The sequence below is a fragment of the Eubacteriales bacterium mix99 genome, assembly GCA_038396605.1.
GTDB lineage: Bacteria > Bacillota > Clostridia > Caldicoprobacterales > DTU083 > UBA4874.
On record CP121690.1, the window covers coordinates 961,812 to 983,793 of the forward strand.

18 protein-coding genes, 2 tRNA genes, 3 rRNA genes, 1 riboswitch and 1 other annotated feature are annotated in these 21,982 nt (G+C 50.0%); of the genes, 13 read left to right on the top strand and 10 right to left on the bottom strand.

Translation table 11 applies throughout. The features are described from left to right. Positions 1–7 precede the first annotated feature (7 nt). The 6 genes from QBE55_03940 to QBE55_03965 all read left to right on the top strand — a co-directional run bounded on the left by QBE55_03940 (position 8) and on the right by QBE55_03965 (position 5,232). Positions 8–1,426: an MATE family efflux transporter gene (locus QBE55_03940; GenBank protein WZL79322.1), complete on the top strand. Its 1,419-nt coding sequence runs from the start codon at positions 8–10 to the stop codon at positions 1,424–1,426. A gap of 55 nt (positions 1,427–1,481) precedes the next feature. Continuing rightward, positions 1,482–1,597, top strand: a riboswitch (TPP riboswitch). 64 nt (positions 1,598–1,661) lie between these two features. Beyond that, on the top strand, positions 1,662–2,309 hold the full coding sequence (locus QBE55_03945) for a thiamine diphosphokinase (protein ID WZL79323.1): 648 nt from the start codon (positions 1,662–1,664) through the stop codon (positions 2,307–2,309). Beyond that, entirely contained in the window at positions 2,306–3,154 is an 849-nt protein-coding gene (thiD, locus tag QBE55_03950) for a bifunctional hydroxymethylpyrimidine kinase/phosphomethylpyrimidine kinase (GenBank protein ID WZL79324.1), read from the top strand. Before QBE55_03945 ends, thiD begins: the two co-directional genes overlap by 4 nt. Next, on the top strand, positions 3,151–3,975 hold the full coding sequence (thiM, locus tag QBE55_03955) for a hydroxyethylthiazole kinase (protein WZL79325.1): 825 nt from the start codon (positions 3,151–3,153) through the stop codon (positions 3,973–3,975). Before thiD ends, thiM begins: the two co-directional genes overlap by 4 nt. After that, complete coding sequence (gene thiE / locus QBE55_03960; GenBank protein WZL79326.1) at positions 3,959–4,600, top strand: thiamine phosphate synthase; 642 nt, start codon at positions 3,959–3,961, stop codon at positions 4,598–4,600. Before thiM ends, thiE begins: the two co-directional genes overlap by 17 nt. Continuing rightward, positions 4,597–5,232, top strand: coding sequence for an HAD family phosphatase (locus tag QBE55_03965; protein ID WZL79327.1), 636 nt, complete (start codon positions 4,597–4,599; stop codon positions 5,230–5,232). Before thiE ends, QBE55_03965 begins: the two co-directional genes overlap by 4 nt. A 19-nt stretch (positions 5,233–5,251) precedes the next feature. Here the strand turns inward: QBE55_03965 and QBE55_03970 are convergent, their stop codons facing one another. The 4 genes from QBE55_03970 to serS all read right to left on the bottom strand — a co-directional run bounded on the left by QBE55_03970 (position 5,252) and on the right by serS (position 8,419). Continuing rightward, positions 5,252–6,385, bottom strand: a complete 1,134-nt coding sequence (locus QBE55_03970; protein ID WZL79328.1) for a glutathione-dependent formaldehyde dehydrogenase — start codon at positions 6,383–6,385, stop codon at positions 5,252–5,254. A 334-nt stretch (positions 6,386–6,719) separates the two neighbouring features. Further along, a tRNA-Ser gene (locus tag QBE55_03975) sits at positions 6,720–6,813 on the bottom strand. A 69-nt stretch (positions 6,814–6,882) separates the two neighbouring features. Continuing rightward, positions 6,883–6,971 (bottom strand) — tRNA-Ser (locus tag QBE55_03980). A gap of 173 nt (positions 6,972–7,144) precedes the next feature. Further along, on the bottom strand, positions 7,145–8,419 hold the full coding sequence (gene serS, locus QBE55_03985) for a serine--tRNA ligase (protein ID WZL79329.1): 1,275 nt from the start codon (positions 8,417–8,419) through the stop codon (positions 7,145–7,147). A gap of 34 nt (positions 8,420–8,453) precedes the next feature. After that, positions 8,454–8,670 (bottom strand) — a binding site (T-box leader). Between the two features lie 133 nt (positions 8,671–8,803). On the opposite strand from serS, the gene QBE55_03990 reads away from it, so the two are divergent. The 3 genes from QBE55_03990 to QBE55_04000 all read left to right on the top strand — a co-directional run bounded on the left by QBE55_03990 (position 8,804) and on the right by QBE55_04000 (position 10,941). Beyond that, a complete protein-coding gene (locus QBE55_03990; GenBank protein ID WZL79330.1) occupies positions 8,804–9,049 on the top strand; it encodes a hypothetical protein in 246 nt (81 codons plus the stop codon). Between the two features lie 63 nt (positions 9,050–9,112). Next, entirely contained in the window at positions 9,113–10,120 is a 1,008-nt protein-coding gene (locus QBE55_03995; GenBank protein WZL79331.1) for a polysaccharide deacetylase family protein, read from the top strand. 164 nt (positions 10,121–10,284) lie between these two features. Further along, a complete protein-coding gene (locus QBE55_04000; GenBank protein ID WZL79332.1) occupies positions 10,285–10,941 on the top strand; it encodes a CYTH domain-containing protein in 657 nt (218 codons plus the stop codon). Positions 10,942–11,000: 59 nt separating this feature from the next. Here the strand turns inward: QBE55_04000 and rrf are convergent. The 3 genes from rrf to QBE55_04015 all read right to left on the bottom strand — a co-directional run bounded on the left by rrf (position 11,001) and on the right by QBE55_04015 (position 15,860). Next, positions 11,001–11,117 (bottom strand): 5S ribosomal RNA (gene rrf, locus QBE55_04005). A gap of 38 nt (positions 11,118–11,155) precedes the next feature. After that, positions 11,156–14,083: ribosomal RNA gene (locus tag QBE55_04010) — 23S ribosomal RNA — on the bottom strand. Between the two features lie 243 nt (positions 14,084–14,326). After that, positions 14,327–15,860 (bottom strand): 16S ribosomal RNA (locus QBE55_04015). The 16S, 23S and 5S rRNA genes sit together here, the layout of an rRNA operon. 509 nt (positions 15,861–16,369) lie before the next feature. Here QBE55_04015 and QBE55_04020 point away from each other — a divergent pair. The 4 genes from QBE55_04020 (at position 16,370) to QBE55_04035 (ending at position 19,007) form a co-directional block, all read left to right on the top strand. Beyond that, a complete protein-coding gene (locus tag QBE55_04020; protein ID WZL79333.1) occupies positions 16,370–16,822 on the top strand; it encodes a hypothetical protein in 453 nt (150 codons plus the stop codon). Position 16,823: 1 nt separating this feature from the next. Beyond that, entirely contained in the window at positions 16,824–17,168 is a 345-nt protein-coding gene (locus tag QBE55_04025; protein ID WZL79334.1) for a hypothetical protein, read from the top strand. Continuing rightward, complete coding sequence (locus tag QBE55_04030; GenBank protein WZL79335.1) at positions 17,137–18,246, top strand: transposase; 1,110 nt, start codon at positions 17,137–17,139, stop codon at positions 18,244–18,246. Before QBE55_04025 ends, QBE55_04030 begins: the two co-directional genes overlap by 32 nt. Positions 18,247–18,644: 398 nt before the next feature. Further along, on the top strand, positions 18,645–19,007 hold the full coding sequence (locus QBE55_04035; protein WZL79336.1) for a HEAT repeat domain-containing protein: 363 nt from the start codon (positions 18,645–18,647) through the stop codon (positions 19,005–19,007). Between the two features lie 119 nt (positions 19,008–19,126). On the opposite strand, the gene QBE55_04040 is transcribed toward QBE55_04035, so the two are convergent. From QBE55_04040 to gltX, 3 genes are all read right to left on the bottom strand, one after another. Further along, a complete protein-coding gene (locus tag QBE55_04040) occupies positions 19,127–19,489 on the bottom strand; it encodes a hypothetical protein (GenBank protein ID WZL79337.1) in 363 nt (120 codons plus the stop codon). 200 nt (positions 19,490–19,689) lie between these two features. Then, complete coding sequence (locus QBE55_04045) at positions 19,690–20,448, bottom strand: exodeoxyribonuclease III (protein WZL79338.1); 759 nt, start codon at positions 20,446–20,448, stop codon at positions 19,690–19,692. Next, positions 20,445–21,911, bottom strand: coding sequence for a glutamate--tRNA ligase (gltX, locus tag QBE55_04050; protein ID WZL79339.1), 1,467 nt, complete (start codon positions 21,909–21,911; stop codon positions 20,445–20,447). Before gltX ends, QBE55_04045 begins: the two co-directional genes overlap by 4 nt. Between the last annotated feature and the right edge of the window lie 71 nt (positions 21,912–21,982).

Here is a 21,982-nt window from a genome sequence, read left to right on the forward strand (position 1 = left end):
ACGAAGAATGGACAAGGAGTATTTGATACATGATAAGCCACTGAAGGCTTTGTTTGTTTTTTCATTGCCAATGATTATCGGAAATATCTTTCAGCAGTTCTATACCATGGTGGATTCCATGGTAGTCGGACGTTATGTCAGCGAGAATGCCCTGGCTGCAGTGGGGGCATGTTATTCCCTGACAAATGTGTTTATCTGCATTGCTATGGGAGGCGGTGTGGGAGCTTCCGTTCTTGCCAGCCGCTATTTCGGCGCCAGAAACTATCGGAAAATGAAACGGTCCGCCTATACTGCCCTGCTGGCGTTTTTGGGTATAGCTGTTTTACTGGGTGCGTTCGGCTTGCTGACCGGCAGAAAGATCATGCAGCTTTTACGGACCCCGGCCTCGATACTGGATATGGCAACGGTCTATCTGAACATCTACTTTATCGGCCTTCCGTTTTTGTTTATTTATAATGTACTTTCTGCCATGTTCAACGCCATTGGACGCTCCCGCACTCCATTGTATTTATTGATTTTCTCATCCGTCCTGAATATCTTTCTGGACGTATATATGGTAACGTCCCTTCATATGGGCGTTGCAGGGGTTGCCTGGGCTACCCTGATCGCGCAGGGGATTTCCGCTGTCGTTTCCCTTTTCCTGTTTCTCCGCACTTTATCAAGGTACACGGACGAAAGCACCGGGGACGATGCTCCGGAAGAGGCGGGGGAATCCACCGGGAACCGGACGAAAGAAGGGAAAAAGCCAAAGCCGAAAGTCTTCAGCTGGGAAGAGCTGAAAGACATGTCCCGGATTGCGCTTCCCTCGATTTTACAGCAATCCACCGTCTCCATCGGCATGATGCTGGTGCAGTCGGTCGTGAACAGCTTTGGGCCGAAAATGCTGGCAGGCTTTTCCGCTGCAATGCGGATTGAAAGCATCTGCGTGGTTCCAATGACGGCTATTGGAAATGCCATTTCTTCCTATGCAGCGCAGAACATTGGCGCAAATCGACTGGATCGTGTCCAAAAAGGGTATCGGGCTGCAAATCTTCTGGTTGCGGCATTTGCTGTTGTGATCTGCGTTGTGCTGGAGTCCTCCTATACCGGAATCACAAGTTCTTTTCTGGGAAGCGACGGAACACAGGTTGCTCTGCGGACCGGATCGAATTATCTGAAATTCATGGGATGGTTTTTCACGATCATTGGCCTGAAGATGGTCACAGACGGTGTCCTGCGGGGCGCCGGGGATATGAAGATGTTTACGATTGCCAATTTTGTCAATCTGGCAATTCGTGTCACCTTTGCCGTCACTATGGCACCACGGTTTGGAATCGCCATGATCTGGACTGCCGTACCCATTGGATGGCTGGTGAATTTCATTATCTCCTTTTCAGAATACCGTACTGGGAAATGGCAGACCATTGCAGAAGGATCCTCCCGGTGATGAAAAAACAAATCGCACTGCCGTCTTGATTTTCAATAAAGGGTTTGTTATACTGTGCGTGATGCAGGGGGACTCAAAGCGGACACCGTCCGCATGCGAGTTGAGAAGGTGGAACCTGACCCTTGGAACCTGTCGGTTAAGACCGGCGCAGGAAGCATTTCAAACAGAATCTTAGTTTGAAAGGGTGCTTTCTTCCGGAAGGCACCTTTTTTGTATTGGAAGAGGGATATTCCTTATGGGGAAAAGCAAGAAACATACCTGCTTCCTGTTTGGAGCAGGAGAGCATTATCAGCTGCCCGATTTCCAGTCCGCTGATTTTATCATTGCAGCGGACGGGGGCTTTGCCTATCTGGGGAAACATGGAGTTGTGCCTGACCTGGTGATCGGGGATTTCGATTCCCTGTCCGCTCCGCCTGCCGGCGGCCCCAAAACCATTGTACTGCCGCAGGAAAAGGATGACACTGACATGCTGGCAGCTCTGCGCGAAGGCTGGGACTGCGGTTTCCGCCGCTTCTGCATTTATGGTGGAACCGGAGGCCGCCTGGATCACACCATTGCCAATATCCAGTGCCTGGCCGGTCTTGCATGCCGTGGAGGACGTGGGTACCTGTTTGCCCGGGATACGGTGATTACCGCAGTACACAATGGAAGCATTGCGTTTCCGGCTGGCGTCGGGGGAATCGTTTCCGTCTTTTCCTGTTCCGGCACTTCCACAGGTGTCTCCGAACAGGGCCTGAAATATCCGCTGAATAACGCCACGCTGCGCAGCACTTATCCACTGGGCGTCAGTAACCGGTTCACCGGTGCTCCCGGCAGCATCTCGGTACAATCCGGGACATTGCTTGTAATCTATCCAACAAATGTACAGGAGGTTGATCCGTGAAAAAAGTATTGAGCATTGCCGGTTCGGACTGCAGCGGCGGCGCTGGCATTCAGGCCGACTTAAAAACATTTTCTGCGCACGGGGTTTTTGGCATGTCGGTCATCACATCGGTGGTGGCAGAGAACACCGTCCGGGTAATCGAATTTCAGGACGTTCGCCCTGACATCATTGAGAAACAAATCGAAGCCGTATTTGAAGACATCCCGCCCGATGCGGTGAAAATCGGCATGTTGTCCTGTCGGGAAGGAATGCTGGCCGTGAAACGAAAATTGGACAAGTGGAAACCCTCCAATGTGGTCATTGACCCGGTGATGTACGCCAAAAATGGCTGTGCCCTGATGGACCCGGATTCCATCGACACGCTGATTGCCGAAATTGTCCCCCTGGCTGATGTCCTGACTCCCAACATCCCGGAGGCCGAAAAAATTACAGGAATCCATATCCATACACAGGAGGACATGGAGCGTGCTGTGCGCTGCATCCATGAAATGGGTTGTCAGGCGGCGCTGGTCAAGGGCGGTCACAGCAAGGGAGACGCTACCGACATTCTGTTTGACGGCACGGGATACCATCGCTTCACATGCCCCCGCATCCATACCAAAAACACCCATGGAACAGGCTGTACCTATTCCTCGGCAATTGCCGCCAACCTTGCCCTCGGCATGTCAGTGCAGCAGGCTGTGGAGCATGCCAAAAAATACGTTACAACCGCCATTGCTCATTCCCTGGACCTCGGCAAAGGCCATGGGCCCACTCATCATTTTTATGACCTTTACAAACATCTGGAGAGAAATAAAACGGACTCTCAGTCAAAACAAAAAAACGAAGGAAGTGCCGGAGTATGAAAAATAAATACGCGGCCCTGGTGGACCAGGTGCGGGAAAAGAAGCCGCTTGTGCACCATATCACAAACTACGTTACCGTAAACGACTGCGCCAACGTTACACTGGCCATCGGCGCATCGCCCATTATGGCCGATGCTCTGCAGGAAGCCGCAGACATAGCCGCCGCCGCTTCCGCACTCGTTCTCAATCTGGGAACGCTCAACGAACGGACCATCCCGTCCCTGTTTGCAGCAGGCAGGGCAGCCAACAAAGCAGGTGTGCCGGTTGTTTTGGATCCTGTGGGAGCCGGAGCATCAAAGCTGCGCAATGAAACCGCTGCCCGGATCCTGGAGGAAGTCAGGATCCGTGTCCTCCGCGGAAACATCTCGGAGATACGCTTTCTTGCAGGATTAAAGTCCGCGACAAAGGGCGTGGATGCTTCCGAAGATGATCTTCAAAGCTCTGCAGATGCCAGGACAATCGCAAAAGCGCTGGCCGCCCGCTCCCACTGCATAACAGCAATCACCGGAGCCACGGACGTGGTGTCAGACGGCAAGACAGTCATGTGCATCAAAAACGGTCATCCCATGCTCGCCGATCTTACAGGAACTGGATGCATGTGTTCCTCTCTCATTGGCTCTTTTTGCGGAGCCGTCCCGGATGCGCCCTTCGAAGCGACCATTGCTGCACTGCTGACCATGGGCATCGCAGGCGAAATTGCCGGGGAAAAAGCCGGACAATCCGGCAACGGAAGTTTCCACATGGCACTGCATGATGCGGTAAGTCATATGGATGCGGAGACCCTGTCAGGGAGGGCAAAAATGTATGAAGCCCAAAATTGATTACACGCTTTATCTTGTTACCGACCGGGGTCTCATGAGCTCCGATACCATTGAGCAATCGGTGGAACAGGCTATTCAGGGAGGATGTACCCTGGTGCAGCTGCGGGAAAAGAAAGCGTCTTCCCGGGACTTCCATGAAATCGCGCAAAAGGTACGGAAGATCACATCAGAGAGAAATGTGCCGCTCATCATCAACGATCGGGTGGACATTGCCCTGGCCGTTGATGCCGACGGAGTGCACGTAGGACAAAGTGACCTTCCTGCAGATGTGGTGCGAAGAATCATTGGCCCCGATCGGATTGTAGGGGTATCGGCCGGCAATCTCAGCGAAGCACTGGCCGCCAAAAAAGCAGGCGCAGACTATCTTGGCGTCGGCGCCATGTTTGCCACCGGCACCAAGAGCGATGCAAAAATCACCTCCATGGAGGAGCTTCGCCGCATTCGGAAGGCGGTGTCCCTGCCCATCGTTGTCATCGGAGGCATCAACAGGGAAACGGTATCATGCTTTCAGGGCATGGACATTGACGGACTGGCCGTGGTTTCCGCCATCGTCGCCCAGGCTGATGTTGCAGGAGCAGCACGGAGGTTGAAGACACTGTTTCTGGAAGGGAAAGGGAAAAAATGAAGGCAAGTATTTTTGATCTGGATGGTACCCTGCTGGATTCCATGGGCGTATGGGAACAGATCGACATGGATTTTCTTACTAAGCGGGGTCTGGATGTGCCGCCCGATTATATTAACGCCATTGCCTCACGTAGCTTTTCCGAGGCTGCTGAATACACCATTGAACGCTTTAACCTGCCGGAAAGCATGGGCCAGCTGATTAGGGAGTGGTACGATATGGCAGTTTATGCCTATGGGCATACGGTACCTCTGAAGTCCTGTGCGCGGGAATACCTTACCCTGCTCAGGAAGCACAGAGTCCGGCTGGGCATTGCCACCAGCCTTCCCGCCGGACTCTATGAGCCAGTGCTCCGTAATCATGGCATTCTGGAATGGTTCGACGTGATCTGCTCCACAGATGAGGCAGGCTGCGGCAAAACAAAACCGGACGTTTATCTGCTCACCGCTGAAAAACTTGGTGTTGCTCCAGGTGACTGCATGGTATTTGAGGATATCCCCCAGGCGGTCCAGAGCGCCAAGGATGCTGGAATGACGGTATACGGAGTATATGATGATGCATCCAAAAAGGATTGGACGTGGATACAGAAGACAGCAGACGGCGCAATTTATGATTTTAAGAATGCTCCGCTGTAGAAATTTGGAGCCTGAACCTTTATGGCTTTAAGATCACCTTAATACAGTTGTCCACCCTTTTATTAAATATGTCATACGCGTGGCGGCCATCCTCCAGGGATATTTTATGGGTGATAATGTCCGTCGGATCAAATTCTCCGCTCTGGATCCGTTTGAGGATGGGATCAACATATGCCTGGGCAGGGCACTGTCCCATTTTCAGGGTAATCCCCCGTGAGAAAAAGTCCCCGAACGGAAACATATTATATCTGGCTCCATAGACCCCCACAATGGATACAGTACCGCCTTTGCGGACCGCCTGCGAAGACATTTCAATTGCCGACTTTGAACCGCCCTGTATTTTCAACAGGGTCTCCGCCGTCTCCAGAGCGGATCTCTTCCCATCCATCCCTACACAGTCCACCACAACGTCGGCACCTCCATGGGTGATTTGCTTGATATATTCACCGGTGTTATCGTAATCGTCAAAATTGATGGTCTCAACACGGTCGTATCCGGCGGCATGCTTCAGGCGATACGGGATATTGTCCACCGCAATGATCCGGCTGGCACCGCCAAATGCTGCCCATTTCATGCAAAGCAGCCCCACCGGTCCGCAGCCCAGCACCACAACCGTATCATCGGGCTTTACTCCGCCCTGTACCAGGGTCCCCCAGTAAGAGGTGGGAAGAATATCCGTCAGGAACAAAACCTGTTCGTCTGCCAGCTCTTCCGGAACAACTTTTGGCCCCACGTTGCCGTAGGGCACACGCATATATTCCGCCTGCCCTCCATCATAACCGCCGTACAGATCGCCGTAGCCAAACAAACCGCCAACTTCCCCGTTGGGATTGGAATTGTCACACAGGCTCCACAAATCATGCTCACAATACCAGCAATGACCACAGGATACGGGGAAGGGAACGATCACCCGATCTCCTTTTTTCAACTCTGCAATGTCCTTCCCCGTCTCCTCCACGATGCCCATTGCCTCATGGCCAAGTACGGTTCCCCTGGCTACCTTGGGTACCGTTCCCCGAAAAATGTGCAGATCCGAGCCGCATATTGCGGTTGAAGTAACCTTTATGATAACATCATCCGGTTTTTGAATTTTGGGGTCCTCCACTTTTTCGACCCGTACGTCCTGCATCCCGTTATAAGTGATCGCTTTCATCCTATCTGCTTTTCTCCTTTCTTTTGCCTCTTGCCTGCTTTTTTAGATTTCCCTACGATATTTTCTATGATATTCATCCTTCCCCATATCAGAAACGCTATTCGAAGCAAAGAGTACCTGGAAATCAGTAAAACAGGGATCAGCAAACAAACATGAATCAGCAAAATACGGATCACCAAAACAGGTCATCAGCAAAACAAGGATCAGCAAACAAACATGAATCAGCATTGAAAGTGAGTATGAAAAAAACCTGTAAAGGGTCAAAATAAAGGCCAAACATTGAAAGTGAGTATGAAAAACCCCGTAAAACGTTGATTTCACAGGGTTTCTGATATGGCGGAGAAGGAGGGATTCGAACCCTCGCGCCGGTAAAACCCGACCTACACCCTTAGCAGGGGCGCCCCTTCAGCCAACTTGGGTACTTCTCCATATTGGATGATTCCTATGCTTCGGACAATAATCCACTTTTGTCCCGGCAAGTATATTTCTATCATTCATGGCGGAGAGAGAGGGATTCGAACCCCCGGCACCTTGCGGCGTCACTGGTTTTCAAGACCAGCTCCATAAACCACTCGGACATCTCTCCACTGAAATAAGTCCAGTCTGCTGAGCTGGTACTTATTTAGTATAGCAAATCAGTCATGCTATGTCAACAAAATTTCATCCGGCCCATCCATCAGGGCCATAAAAATCCCGAAGCAGCCGGCTCTCCCGGACCGGCAAATATTCAGGACCTATTCATCCAATTACCAGAGAGACTTATTTGCTAATCCTGTCGATGCCACCCATATAAGGACGCAGCCTTTCCGGAATTATGACCGAACCGTCTTCCTGCTGATAGTTCTCCAGAATGGCGGCAACTGTGCGGCCCACTGCCACGCCGGATCCATTCAGGGTATGAACATACTGCGGCTTGCCTTTGGCGCCATCCCGGAATTTGATATCCGCGCGCCTTGCCTGAAAATCCTCAAAATTGCTGCAGGAGGAGATCTCCACATAGCGCTGATAGCTGGGAAGCCAGACTTCCAGATCATAGGTCTTGGCCGCCGAGAATCCCAGATCCCCTGAACAAAGGTTCACCACCCGGTAAGGAAGGCCCAGCTCCTTCAGGACATCTTCTGCATCGTTGGTCAGGGACTCCAGCTCATCATAGGAAGTTTCCGGCTTCACAAATTTCACCAGCTCCACCTTATTGAACTGATGCTGACGGATCAAACCGCGGGTATCCCTTCCGGCAGCACCGGCCTCGGACCGGAAGCAGGCACTGTATGCGCAATACCTGATGGGAAGCTGTGCCCCGTCCAGAATCTGCTCCCGATGCATATTGGTGACCGGAACCTCTGCTGTGGGAATCAGATAATAATCCGTTCCTTCCACTTTAAAGGCATCCTCTTCAAACTTTGGCAGCTGTCCGGTACCGATCATGCTGCGTCGGTTCACCATAAAGGGAGGGAAAATCTCCGTATAACCGTGCTTCATGGAATGAAGATCCATCATAAAGGTAAATAAACTGCGCTCCAGACGGGTTCCCAGCCCTTTGTAGAATGTAAAGCGTGCTCCTGTCACTTTCGCTGCCGTCCCAAAATCCAGGATTCCCAGATCCTCACCGAGATCCCAATGCGCCTTTGGTTCAAATGAAAATTGGGTAGGGGTTCCCCATCGACGGACTTCCTCATTATCAGAATCGTCTTTCCCTACCGGCACCGATTCATGAGGAAGATTCGGCAGGGTCAGCAGGATATTGTTCAACTGCTCCTCTGTTTCCCGGGCCTCTTCGTCCATACTCCGGATATCCCGGGATACCTGCTGCATTTCCGCAATAATCGCATCGGTATCCTTTTTTTCTTTTTTTCTCCTTGCGATTTCCTGGGATACAGTGTTTCGCTTATTCTTCAGCTGTTCCGCTTTCCGGATGATTTCCCTCCTCTTTTCATCCAGGGACAGAAAAAGGTCCAGGTTCACCTTGGTATTTCTTTTGGCCAGTCCTGCACGGACAGCTTCCGGATCCTTCCGAATAAACTTTGCATCCAACATAAAAAGCACCTCCAAAAAATAAAACCCGCCCCTTCATAGGGACGAGTCAGTTCACCCGCGTTGCCACCCTGGTTGAGAGAAGTAAATCTCTCCGCCTCATAGCCGGAATAACGGTCCGTACCGGTAATGCCTACTATTGTTTCAGCACACAGCTTCAGGATGGATTCGGAAAAATATCCTGCCGATTCTCACCGGCCATCGGCTCTCTGAACAAGATAAAAAGTCCTACTGCTTCCCTTCATCGCCTTGTTATTATTATACACCAAACTTTTTCTTATGCAACCATATTCTGAACTTTTCTGCCTTCTCCGACTGAAATCATCAAATCACCGTCATCCTTTTTTGCTTTTTTATGATTCTGAATAAACCCAAAGGAGCAGGGCAATGATAAAGAGAGATAATAAGGTAATTAAGTCCATTTCCATGAAAGGCGGGGAAATTGTGAACAAGTTGGATATTGTGGCACAAATCGGTGATATGAAAGAAGTGGAGTACCGAAATATGCTGGCGGTTACCAGCATGATTGAAGTCTTATTGGAAAAGAAGATTATAACAAGGGAAGAAATCGCCGAAAAAGCAGAGCAACTGGACAAAATGGCTTATCCGGAAACAGATATTACTGTAAAATAATTGTTTTGGCAGAAAGCCATTGTCCGGAATCATTATGCGCGGATCCATTCAGAAAGGAACCCAATGAAGAAGAAAAGGATTTTCATTTTCTCTGTCATCACTTTGTGCGTGCTTCTCCTCTGTACTTTTCTTTTGCTGTCTTCCGGTACCCCGGCAAAACGTCCCAATCAAAGTCCCAATCAAAGAAACGCAGGTACCGGAACGGATGCAGACGGTACCGGAGACAGGAAAGACAGAACAAACGGAACAAGAGACAGCGCAGACGGAACCGGAGACAAAGCAAACAAAACAGGAGATAGGCTGGATGATACCACAGCGGACCAGGACGAACCTATTGTATCCACCGACCGGAAACCCGCAAGGGATTCCAATATCCATGTAAGGAAAAGTCCCATTGCGCTGGATCCCAAAATGGACACGCACCTTGCAGAATTCTGCAGAAAGGCAAAACAACTGCAACAGGATTATCCCCATTCTTTTCTCATTTCCCTTCCCGCAAAAGGGAAAAAAGTTGCCCTGACCTTTGACGACGGCCCGGATGGCAGCTCCATGCCAAAAATCCTCGATATTCTGAATCATTATCAGGTGCCGGGAACCTTTTTCTTCATTGGCCAGCAGATGAAGGGCTTTCCGGAAACAATACAACGGGCACAGGCAGAGGGACATGTTCTGGCCAATCACAGCTGGAGTCACATCCGGCCCACGGATGTCAGGTCAGATACCCTGATGGGAGAAGTGCAGCGAACTCAGGATGTTCTGGCCCACTACGGAACGAAAACAAAATTTTTTCGCCCGCCGTTTGGCCTTGTGACGAAAAAGCAGATGACGGAGCTGATCCAGGCCGGATTTCAGACCGTCGCCTGGTCCATTGATTCCATGGACTGGTACTTTGACAATCCGGACGATATCGTAACCTGCGTGGTGGAAAACATCCATCCGGGCGCCATTGTACTGATGCACAGCTCCGGCGGCCCGACCAACCGGAGGGCCACCATCGAATCCCTTCCCATCATCATTGAAACCCTCCGGGCGAAGGGATACCGTTTCGTCACCCTTACAGACAAAACGTAAGAATTGACAAAACATAAGAATAACAGGTCAATCCTATTATCATAAGAATAACAGGTCAATTCCATTATCATAAGAATAACGGGCCAATCCCATTATCCACACCGGCAAATGTATGGTAAAATAGGATATCCATAAATATCAAAAGACCCGGGAGGCGGAAACTGTTGTCCAACACCGAAACAGAACTCAAATATTTGCTGAGCCGAAAAGACTTCCATTGCCTGTATCATCATCTGCAGCCAAACAATAATATATCGCTGATCCGGCAGGTGAACTATTACTTCGCTTCTCCGGACTCCCCTCTGACCCGAAGCCCCATCAATATCCGAATTCGGTTTCTCGGGGAAAAGTCGGAACTGACCTGCAAAATACCCATTGTCAACCAAACAACCGATGTCCTGCAGAACAGTTATGAATACAACAGGCAATTCAGCAGAAAAGAAGCCTTGCATACCATAAAAGACGGACTGTCCGCCAAAGCCCAGACGGAATTCTTCCCCGAAATGCTGAGGAACCATTCCCTTCAGCCAACGGATCTGATTTGCTATGGGCATCTTCGGACCGCAAGGTTCCATTTTCCGGTAAAAGACGGATTCTCCCCTGTTCTTCTGGACGTCAATGCTTATCTCGGTACTTTTGACTATGAACTGGAATGGGAACTGGATCTACTACAAAACAAATTGCAGCCAAAGCAATTGCAGCAGGCGGATACCTTCCTGAAGGAATTGTTTCAAAAACTGAACATTTCCCCGGCAGGCAGCCTGAAACCCAAAAGAGTGCGTTTTCTTGAGAGACTTTTCAGCTTGCGGTCTATCAGATAAACAACAAAAAGCAAAGCACCCAACGTATCAGCAAATTCTACGTTGAGTGCTTCTTTTGGATCCGGCAGCGGCCTGCTCTTCCGGGAGGTCACCCTCCAGGTACCATAGGCGCAGAAAGGCTTAACTGCTGTGTTCGGGATGGGAACAGGTGTGACCCTTTCGCTGTAACCGCCGGATAAGGGATATACCCTGAAAACTGCACAATGCTCTATTTATGATCAAGCCCTCGACCGATTAGTATCAGTCAGCTGCATGCATTACTGCACTTCCACCTCTGACCTATCAACCTTGTCATCTGCAAGGGGTCTTACTGCCTTTCGGCATGGGAAATCTTATCTTGAGGGGGGCTTCACGCTTAGATGCCTTCAGCGTTTATCCCGTCCGTACCTGGCTACTCAGCCATGCCGCTGGCGCGACAACTGATACACCATTGGTACGTCCATCCCGGTCCTCTCGTACTAAGGACAGCTCCTCTCAAATTTCCTGCGCCCGCGATGGATAGGGACCGAACTGTCTCACGACGTTCTGAACCCAGCTCGCGTGCCGCTTTAATGGGCGAACAGCCCAACCCTTGGGACCTACTTCAGCCCCAGGATGCGACGAGCCGACATCGAGGTGCCAAACCTCCCCGTCGATGTGAACTCTTGGGGGAGATAAGCCTGTTATCCCCGAGGTAGCTTTTATCCGTTGAGCGACGGCTCTTCCACTCGATACCGCCGGATCACTAAGCCCGACTTTCGTCCCTGCCCGAGATGTCTCTCTCGCAGTCAGGCTCCCTTCTGCCTTTACACTCTTCGAATGATTTCCAACCATTCTGAGGGAACCTTTGGGCGCCTCCGTTACTCTTTCGGAGGCGACCGCCCCAGTCAAACTGCCCACCTGACAATGTCCCTTCGCCGGTTCACGGCTCCAAGGTTAGAATTCCGGCACAGAAAGGGTGGTATCCCAACATTGACTCCACACATACTGGCGTACATGCTTCCCAGTCTCCCACCTATCCTGTACATTCCCTGCCAAAATCCAATATCAGGTTACAGTAAAGCTCTACGGGGTCTTTCCGTCCTATCGCGGGTAACCAGTATCTTCACTGGTACTACAATTTCGCCGGGTCCCTTGTTGAGACAGCGCCCAAATCGTTACGCCTTTCGTGCGGGTCGGAACTTGCCCGACAAGGAATTTCGCTACCTTAGGACCGTTATAGTTACGGCCGCCGTTCACTGGGGCTTCAGTTCTGTGCTTCGCGCTCTCGCTCTTACACTTCCCCTTAACCTTCCAGCACTGGGCAGGCGTCAGCACCTATACTTCCTCTCTCGAGTTCGCAGATACCTGTGTTTTTGCTAAACAGTCGCTTGGGCCTTTTCTCTGCGGCCTGGTTTCCCAGGCACCCCTTCTCCCGAAGTTACGGGGTCATTTTGCCGAGTTCCTTAACAAGGGTTCTCCCGCTCGTCTTGGGATTCTCTCCCCGCCCACCTGTGTCGGTTTACGGTACGGGCACCTCCATCCTCGATAGCAGCTTTTCTCGCCAGTGTGGATTCAACGGCTTCCCTACTCTAATTTCGGTCCCCGTCACAGCTCATCTTTGGAAAACGGTACTTCACTCGCTTCCCGGACTCACTGCTTGAACAGGCTCTACCAACAACCTGCTCCGTCTATCCTCCTGTGTCACTGCTTCTCTCATGCGGATGTCGGTGGTATCGGAATTTCAACCGATTGTCCATCGCCTACGACTTTCGTCCTCGGCTTAGGTCCCGACTTACCCTGAGGGGACGAACCTTCCTCAGGAATCCTTGGGCTTTTGACGGCAAAGATTCTCACTTCGCTCTCGCTACTCATACCGGCATTCTCTCTTGTATACCGTCCACCACTCCTTCCGGTATGGCTTCTGCCAGTATACAATGCTCCTCTACCACTGTCATGTTAATCCATGACAATCCAAAGCTTCGGTGACAGGTTTTAGCCCCGGACATTTTCGGCGCAGGACCACTTGACCAGTGAGCTGTTACGCACTCTTTCAATGTATGGCTGCTTCTAAGCCAACATCCTGGTTGTCTGTGCAATCCCACATCCTTTCCCACTTAACCTGTACTTTGGGACCTTAGCTGTTGATCTGGGCTGTTTCCCTTTTGACCACGAAACTTATCTCACGCAGTCTGACTCCCGGAAATCAAGACCATGGCATTCGGAGTTTGATAGGGTTCGATAGGCTTGTCGGCCCCCTAGCCCATTCAGTGCTCTACCTCCATGTCTCTTTCCCGAGGCTAGCCCTAAAGCTATTTCGAGGAGAACCAGCTATCTCCAGGTTCGATTGGCATTTCACCCCTATCCACAGCTCATTCCCCGTTTTTTCAACAACGGTGGATTCGGACCTCCACGAAATTTTACTTCCGCTTCATCCTGGCCATGGATAGATCACCTGGTTTCGGGTCTGCAGCAGAATACTAATTCGCCCTCTTCAGACTTGGTTTCCCTCCGGCTCCGGACCTTCCCGGTCCTTAACCTCGCATCCTGCCACAACTCGCCGGTCCGTTCTACAAAAAGTACGTGGTCGCACCATATTTGTGCTCCCACCGCTTGTAAACATAGGGTTTCAGGTTCTCTTTCACTCCCCTCCCGGGGTGCTTTTCACCTTTCCCTCACGGTACTCCTTCTCTATCGGTCACCAGGAAGTATTTAGCCTTGGGGGGTGGTCCCCCCGCCTTCCCACAGGGTTTCTCGTGTCCCGTGGTACTCCGGATCCCGGACAATCTTCCATCCCCTTCGCCTACAGGGCTCTCACCTGCTCCGGCCTGCCTTTCCAGTGCAGTTCGGCTGGAGATGTCCGATCTCATTCCGGTCCTTTACCCCGGCCCGAAGTCTCCTTCGGCCCGGTTTGGGCTCTTTCCCGTTCGCTCGCCGCTACTTGGAAAATCGATGTTTCTTTCTCTTCCTCCGGGTACTTAGATGTTTCAGTTCCCCGGGTCTCCCCTCCATAACCTATTGATTCAGTTATGGATATCTGGGCATTGCCCCAGATGGGTTTCCCCATTCGGATATCCATGGCTCATTGCCTGCTTTCGGCTCCCCATGGCTTTTCGCAGATCGCTGCGTCCTTCGTCGGCTCCTGGTGCCAAGGCATTCACCCTATGCTCTTTCCAGCTTGATCTTACCTTGGTTCTTTCCTTGCGAAATCGTAGTGTAGCTCCCTGCTTTCGCAGGTCTACCACCTACTTCTTTCTTTCTCGTTCTTTGCATTGTGCAGTTTTCAAGGTACATACTGAGGATTGATCCCTCAAAACAAAACAGTACAAAATTGAAATCCAAGCAATATTCCATCAGATTCTGGAACCTGTTGTTCCATTATTTCCTTAACCTTCCGGCTAAGTTCGATCTAAGAATTTCTCCCTAGAAAGGAGGTGATCCAGCCGCACCTTCCGATACGGCTACCTTGTTACGACTTCACCCCAGTCATCAGTTTCACCTTCGACGGCTCCTCCCTTTCGGTTCGGTCACCGGCTTCGGGTGCCCCCGACTCCCATGGTGTGACGGGCGGTGTGTACAAGGCCCGGGAACGCATTCACCGCGACATGCTGATTCGCGATTACTAGCAACTCCGACTTCATGTGGGCGGGTTGCAGCCCACAATCCGAACTGAGACCTGCTTTCTGGGTTCCGCTCCGGCTTGCGCCTTCGCTTCCCTTTGTTTCAGGCCATTGTAGCACGTGTGTAGCCCAGGACATAAGGGGCATGATGATTTGACGTCATCCCCACCTTCCTCCGAGTTCTCCCCGGCAGTCTCTTCAGAGTCCCCAACTTTACTTGCTGGTAACTGTTGATAAGGGTTGCGCTCGTTGCGGGACTTAACCCAACATCTCACGACACGAGCTGACGACAACCATGCACCACCTGTCTCCCCCGTCCATTGCTGAAACGGCATATCTCTATGCCCGTCGGAGGGATGTCAAGCCCTGGTAAGGTTCTTCGCGTTGCTTCGAATTAAACCACATGCTCCGCTGCTTGTGCGGGCCCCCGTCAATTCCTTTGAGTTTCAACCTTGCGGCCGTACTCCCCAGGCGGGATACTTATTGCGTTAACTCCGGCACAGGGGGGGTCGATACCCCCTACACCTAGTATCCATCGTTTACGGCGTGGACTACCAGGGTATCTAATCCTGTTCGCTCCCCACGCTTTCGTGCCTCAGCGTCAGTTACAGTCCAGAAAGTCGCCTTCGCCACTGGTGTTCTTCCTAATCTCTACGCATTTCACCGCTACACTAGGAATTCCACTTTCCTCTCCTGCACTCAAGCCGGACAGTTTCCTATGCACCCCCACAGTTTAGCCGTGGTCTTTCACATCGGACTTGCCTGGCCGCCTACGCACCCTTTACGCCCAGTAATTCCGGACAACGCTTGCCCCCTACGTGTTACCGCGGCTGCTGGCACGTAGTTAGCCGGGGCTTCCTCTCAGGGTACCGTCACTTTCTTCTTCCCCTGTCACAGAGTTTTACGACCCGAAGGCCTCCTTCACTCACGCGGCGTTGCTGCGTCAGGGTTCCCCCCATTGCGCAATATCCCCCACTGCTGCCTCCCGTAGGAGTTTGGGCCGTGTCTCAGTCCCAATGTGGCCGTTCACCCTCTCAGGCCGGCTACCCATCGTTGCCTTGGTGGGCCGTTACCTCACCAACCAGCTAATGGAACGCGAGCTCATCTTATACCGGATCTCTCCTTTGACCCCTGTACCATGCGGTACTGTGGCCTTATGCGGTATTAGCAGCCGTTTCCGGCTGTTATCCCCCTGTACAAGGCAGATTGCTCACGCGTTACTCACCCGTCCGCCGCTGAATTTACCAGCTTAGTAAACTAAACCGGTATATCCCGCTCGACTTGCATGTGTTAGGCACGCCGCCAGCGTTCGTCCTGAGCCAGGATCAAACTCTCCCATTAAAGCTTCAAACCCTCATGGGTTTCGTTTGCTTGGCTCTTTCCTTAACGCTTGCTTCCGCTTTGCGTTGTTCCTCAAGAATTGACTTCGATTTCAATTCCTTTCCGTTCCTCTTCTCCCTGCTCTCCACTGGATCTCTCCCGCTTCTGACTCAGGCTTCCGACTCACGGATTTGTACTGTTCTGTTTTCAAGGACCAGTCTTCCTGCCGCCTCTGTCCATCCGGCTTATTTTGCTGCCCTCGGCAGCGACGACTTTTATATATTAGCAAATCGTACTCACTTTGTCAACAACTTTTTTCTTTTTTTATCATTTTATTTTTTCGAAATATCCATTTATTCTCTTTTTGTTTCTCTGAAAAGTTGGTATAAGAAATCAACGATAAAAAAGCCATAAAAATAGCCAATTACAGCGATAGCGGGAAAATATTTTAGAAAAATATTGCATCCCGCTGCTTTTTATGATATAATATTACGTTATAATATATAATAACAACGTAAAGGAGGAAAAGAATGGAAGGCATTTCACAAATCCACCAGAAAATCTATCAACTGAATCAAAAAAGGTGGGAGCTGCTTGAGAAGATTATGACCCCGGGACAGCTGCTGGCTGCGTCATTTTACGAAAGAATGACCAAGTGCGGCAATCCCAACTGCAAATGTGCATCCGGTGAACTGCACGGTCCTTTCCCCTGGATCTACCAGAACCTGAAGGGCAAGAAGCTGATCTCAACTTCCTGTGTGGCGGACAAAGTCGAGGATGCCCGAAGATTTTCTGAGAATTACAAGGCGTTTAAAGAAAACCGGGCGCAAATCAAAGCATTGGATCAGGAGATCGATGAATTGGCGGCTCAGATCCAAACCTTTTATGAAGTGGACGTAACAGAATTCGTAAAGAAAGCGGGGGAAAGACGTGGTAGAAAACAAAAGAGAAGCGAAGAAGGCCCTGAAAAACAGGAAGGTTGACATGGCCATCCAAACAAATTGGCCGTTCATCGGCCCATTCATGAAATTTCTCGGGAATATGGGGATTCTGTGGGATCTCAGGAAGATCACCGGCACCCATATCAGAACGATGCTTGGAATTCATATTTATGTGCTGTTGTACTTACTGAAAATTATTGTGGGTATCCCAACAACACGGGGCAGTGAGGCGTTGCTTGGGGATAAAGGAGCCATGAGTCTGATCGGCTTTGATGTGGAGACCGTTAAGGAAGGCCTGTGTAAAAGAGGAGACGCCAATCAGCACGGAGAAGGCTATAAAAAAAATACCCTGTGTCATGAATGTGTTTACAGTATTAGACAATATTGAGAAATGCTGTATCGAAAGCACAATGGGGGTTTACAATACCGTTGTACGAAGACTCAGGAGACTGCTGCGGAGCGGAATATTTGCGTTGGACTCTACAATCGTTGAGACAAGGCCGGATTTTCCGGGGTGTGGGAAGACGAAAAGAAAAAAGGAAGGCCGTCCCAGCGACCCTCCCGAGTACAAATACATATACGGCTTCAAAGTATTCGTGCTGTATGAGATAAAGTCGCGAATCATTGTTGCCGTAAAGATTGTACCAGCAAATGAGGATGATCACAAGTATTTCTTGCCTATGATCAGGCAGGGCATACACAATTGTGGGAAAAACCGCATTGAAACGGTCATTGCGGACCGGGGCTTTCTGGACGGCGCTCAATTATGGGAATTGAAACACAGACTGAAGATTGACTTTATTATCCCGGCAAAGGCAGGCATGATTATCCGTGAAGATGCGATAGCTCTGCGGAAGGAGTATCAGAACAAGCCATTGGCACAGTGGGTTTACGGAAAGGGCATATGCCAGGGTTACGGGGTGGACGGTCTGCAGTCGTATCTTGAGTATAACCCGAAAGGAGTACAGAACAATAGCAAAACAAACGGCACTCCTCTGAATGCTGTGGTCGTCACAATGTGGAAAGGACAGGCCGTGCCTGTGGAAGATCAGATTGTACTGCTGACCAGCCTGCCGGCCGAGGAGGATGCGGCAGGCATTCCAAAAAGATATCGGCTGAGGTCGCTGATCGAAAACGGCGGGTTCCGGGAACTGAAACAGGCGGCATATCTGAAGCGGTTACCCAGAAGGAAGGGCAAGTACGCAGAAAACGCGGCATATATGCATATCATTCTATGCATCTTTGCTCATACGCTTTTCTATGCCTTTCTGGGGTGGCGTAAAAAGGAAGCTCCCAGGCAGTCTGACGGGGACTGCCTGCGGGAATGGAGAAGGCGGGAATCCATAAGGGATGGTGGTAAAATCCTTATCATCGCCAACGTTAAGTACTACGCATTCTTTGATTTAGATGAAGTACTGGATATACTTGGTGTCAGGCAGAAATTCCGGATAAAGAGGAATTGCTGAACAGACCGGCTTTTCATAAGATTACCAATTGGAATTAATTGGCATACCTAGTGTATGTCTATTCGTGTTACCCATTTTTAGTCAAATGTCGCTGTCCTGATGGATTACAGTTGGTTCTCTGGCTTAATTTAACCCAGTAACACCCATATATTTACTTTTAAAGAAATATAGTTCTAATAATGCTATTTTTATAAAAACATGTGCTGTCCCTCAGATTTTTTGCATTTCTTATACCAACTCTTCAGTTTTGTTTCTCCTTTTCATTGACAAATATTTATATACATGCTAGCATATAGTTAACACATGTGTACTGTAAGCACATGAATATAGTCTCAATATGGGACTATCTCCTCCGGTATTATACATGAGAAATCATTAAAAAGAAAGAAGGTTATCCTATGTCCGGTAGTAAAGAACAACAAAAGGCAGAAAAGCTGGTAAAAAAACAACGTTGGGGAAAAATCGGAAAGATGTTGGAAAAAGGTGATGCGGAAACCAGACTGGCTGTTGCATCCGAATTAGGAAACGCATCAGATGAAAATGCGTTAAACTACCTGATCTCTTTGCTCAAGGATCCGGATGAAAGGGTGCAGGTGCAAGCTGTCAAATCCATTGGAACCCGCGGGGAAGAGCGGGCAAAGGCCTTTCTTCAGAACATGATATCCACGTTACCGAGTGAGAAAGTTGAATTGCACAACGCAATACGGGACTCCATCTCCAAAATCAATGTGGCAGAAGAAGCAAACAAAGATAAAGTATGAGCAAAAGCGGATGGGTTCCGTCGTTTCCTTCGGAATCCATCCGTTTTCTCAATATCCATGGACTGCCTTCAGAGACCGATAAATAATAAATTTCCTGTCCGTTTCCGGGAGCCCGCAGATCAATTCAGATATTGCAAAAAGGACGTCAAAATATGAATTCGGCTGGATAGCAGTTGGACCAGAAAATAGATCATAACTGCATTGACTACGATCAGAAACAATAGCCACAGAACATGTGGATGGATTTTGCGTCTCTCCTTTTCCACAGGTGTATCAACAGTTTCCTCCGCAGGCATATCAACTTGTCCCTCCGAAGATGGTTCCGCAGGCTCTGCAGCAGGAGAAACAGAAGATGCTGCAGAAAGCTCCGTGGAATCCGCATCCGGCACTTCCCCGGATTTTTCCGAAGCGTTTTCTTCAGCTGCTTTTTCCCTGTACTTTTCCGCAGCGGACTCCACAACCATTTTCACCAGTGCTTCCATGGAAGTGCTGTCTCCCTCTGACATTCCTATCCGACCTCGATTCTCTCCACGTCATATCTCTATGCCGATCTTATGCCGCCTGTTCAGGATTTATGACATTCCGGCATATATGGAGTAAAAGCGAAATCCGGCATCTCTGCAGAAAACGATTCAAACGATTCAAATGATTCAAATTTTCTTATGAAAAGGTATCCCTCTCCTCACAGGTAAAGAGCCACAGGGCAATGGTCCGAGCCCATGACATCACACAGGATATCAGCATTCCGGACGGAATCAATCAAATTGGAAGAAACCACAAAGTAATCAATGCGCCACCCCACATTATTCGGTCGGGCCTGGAATTTATAACTCCACCAGCTGTATTTGACGGTATCCGGATAAAAATACCGGAAGGTGTCAATGAAGCCACTGTCCATCCATTTATCAAGATACTCTCTTTCAATGGGCAGAAATCCGGAGTTCTTCTCATTGGATTTCGGATTTTTCAAATCAATGGGATGATGTGCTGTGTTGAAGTCCCCGCAAACCGCCACTTTTTTCCCGTCGTCCACCAGTTCTCTGCAATAGACAAGAACGGCATCATAAAATTCCAGCTTGTAATCCAGACGATCCTGATCCTTCTGTCCGTTTGGGAAATAGATATTCAGCAGGGTAAAGGCAGGATATTCGGTGACAATCATCCGCCCTTCCCCATCGTACCGGTCCACCCCGATTCCGTACCGCACGGATACCGGCCTTTCCCTGGTATAGGTGGCAACCCCGCTGTATCCCTTTCTGGCAGGTGCATTCCAATAGGAATAGTATCCCTCGATATTGGTCAGTTCCTCATCCAGCTGATAAAAATGTGCCTTGGTTTCCTGCAGGCACAGTACGTCCGGTGTTTCCTGCAGGACCCAATCCACAAATCCCTTTTTTTGTACCGCCCGTATTCCGTTCACATTCCAGGAATATAACTTCATTCCGGACGACCCCCTGCAGCCTTCAGCTTCTCCAGGCCGATCTGCAGCCGTCTCATGGATTCCTGTTTTCCGAGCAGTCCAAGAATCTCAACGGCACCGCCGGGCGTCACCTTCTGCCCGGATGCCGCAATCCGTACCGGCCAGAACACCAGACTGTTTTTTACTTCCAGGGAGGCAATCAGTTCATTCAAAGCCTGTTGAATGTTCTCTTCCGTCCAATCCGGCAGCTTGTCCAGCACCTGAATGGCCTTCGCTAAATTTTCACGGGAGTTTTCCACAGTTGTCTTGCTCCTCTTGTGGATAAACAGCGTCACATCATATTCCGGCAGCTCCGCAAGAAATGAAACCATCGCCGGAATCTCATTCAATACTTCCGTACGGCTCTGCACCAGGGAACTTACCCGTCTCAGATCCATGTTCCCCGGCAATCCTGCCTTTTTATAGCAGGGCAAAGCCATTGCATGAAATTCCTCCGGATCCTGTTTCCTGACATATTCACCGTTCATCCAGCGCAACTTGTTGATATCAAAAATAGCCGGGGATTTGCTTAATCCTCTGGTATCAAAAGCTTCCTCCAATTCCTTCAGGGTAAAGAACTCTCTGTTGTCATCGGGGCTCCAGCCCAACAACGCTACATAATTCAGAATGGCCTCCTTCAGAAATCCCTGCTTGTAAAAGTCCTCAAAAGAGGCATCCCCGTCCCTCTTGCTCAGTTTTTTGCCGGGCTCCCTCATGACAGGGGAAAGATGAATATATTTAGGAATTTCCCAGCCAAAGGTTTCATAGAGCAAATTGTATTTTGGAGTGGACGACAGATATTCACTGCCCCGGACCACCGGATTGATCTTCATCAGATGATCGTCCACTACATTGGCAAGATTATAGGTGGGCATTCCATTCGATTTCAAAAGGATCCCGTCATCCAGGGTGCTGTTTTCCACCGTAATGGTTCCAAACAGCTCATCCTGAAAAGTAGTGGTGCCGGTTTTGGGAACTTTCTGGCGGATGACATAGGGCTCCCCTGCCTGCAGTCTGCGCTCCACCTCTTCCCGGGACAGATTCCTGCAATGGCCGTCATACCGAAATGTACCGTGATGCCCTGCGGTCTCCCGAAGGCTGTTCAGACGTTCCTCCGTACAAAAACAATAATACGCTCCGCCAAGCTCCACCAGTTGTCTGGCATATTTCTGATAAATGGGCTTCCGTTCCGACTGAACATATGGACCATATGGGCCGCCGATATCCGGCCCCTCATCATGCTTTATACCTACCAGCTTCAAGGTATGGTAAATCAGCTCCACAGCACCCTCGACAAAACGATCCTGATCCGTATCTTCGATGCGGAGAATGAATTTGCCATGATTCTTTCTGGCAATCAAATAAGTATACAGAGCCGTTCTCAGGCCTCCGATATGAAGATAGCCAGTGGGGCTCGGGGCAAACCTCGTCCGTACCTCATTCATAAAAAAACCTCCCTTGCATATTACAAAAACAGTATAGTATGCCGCCCTCCGCCTGTCAAGGCAGCGCCACC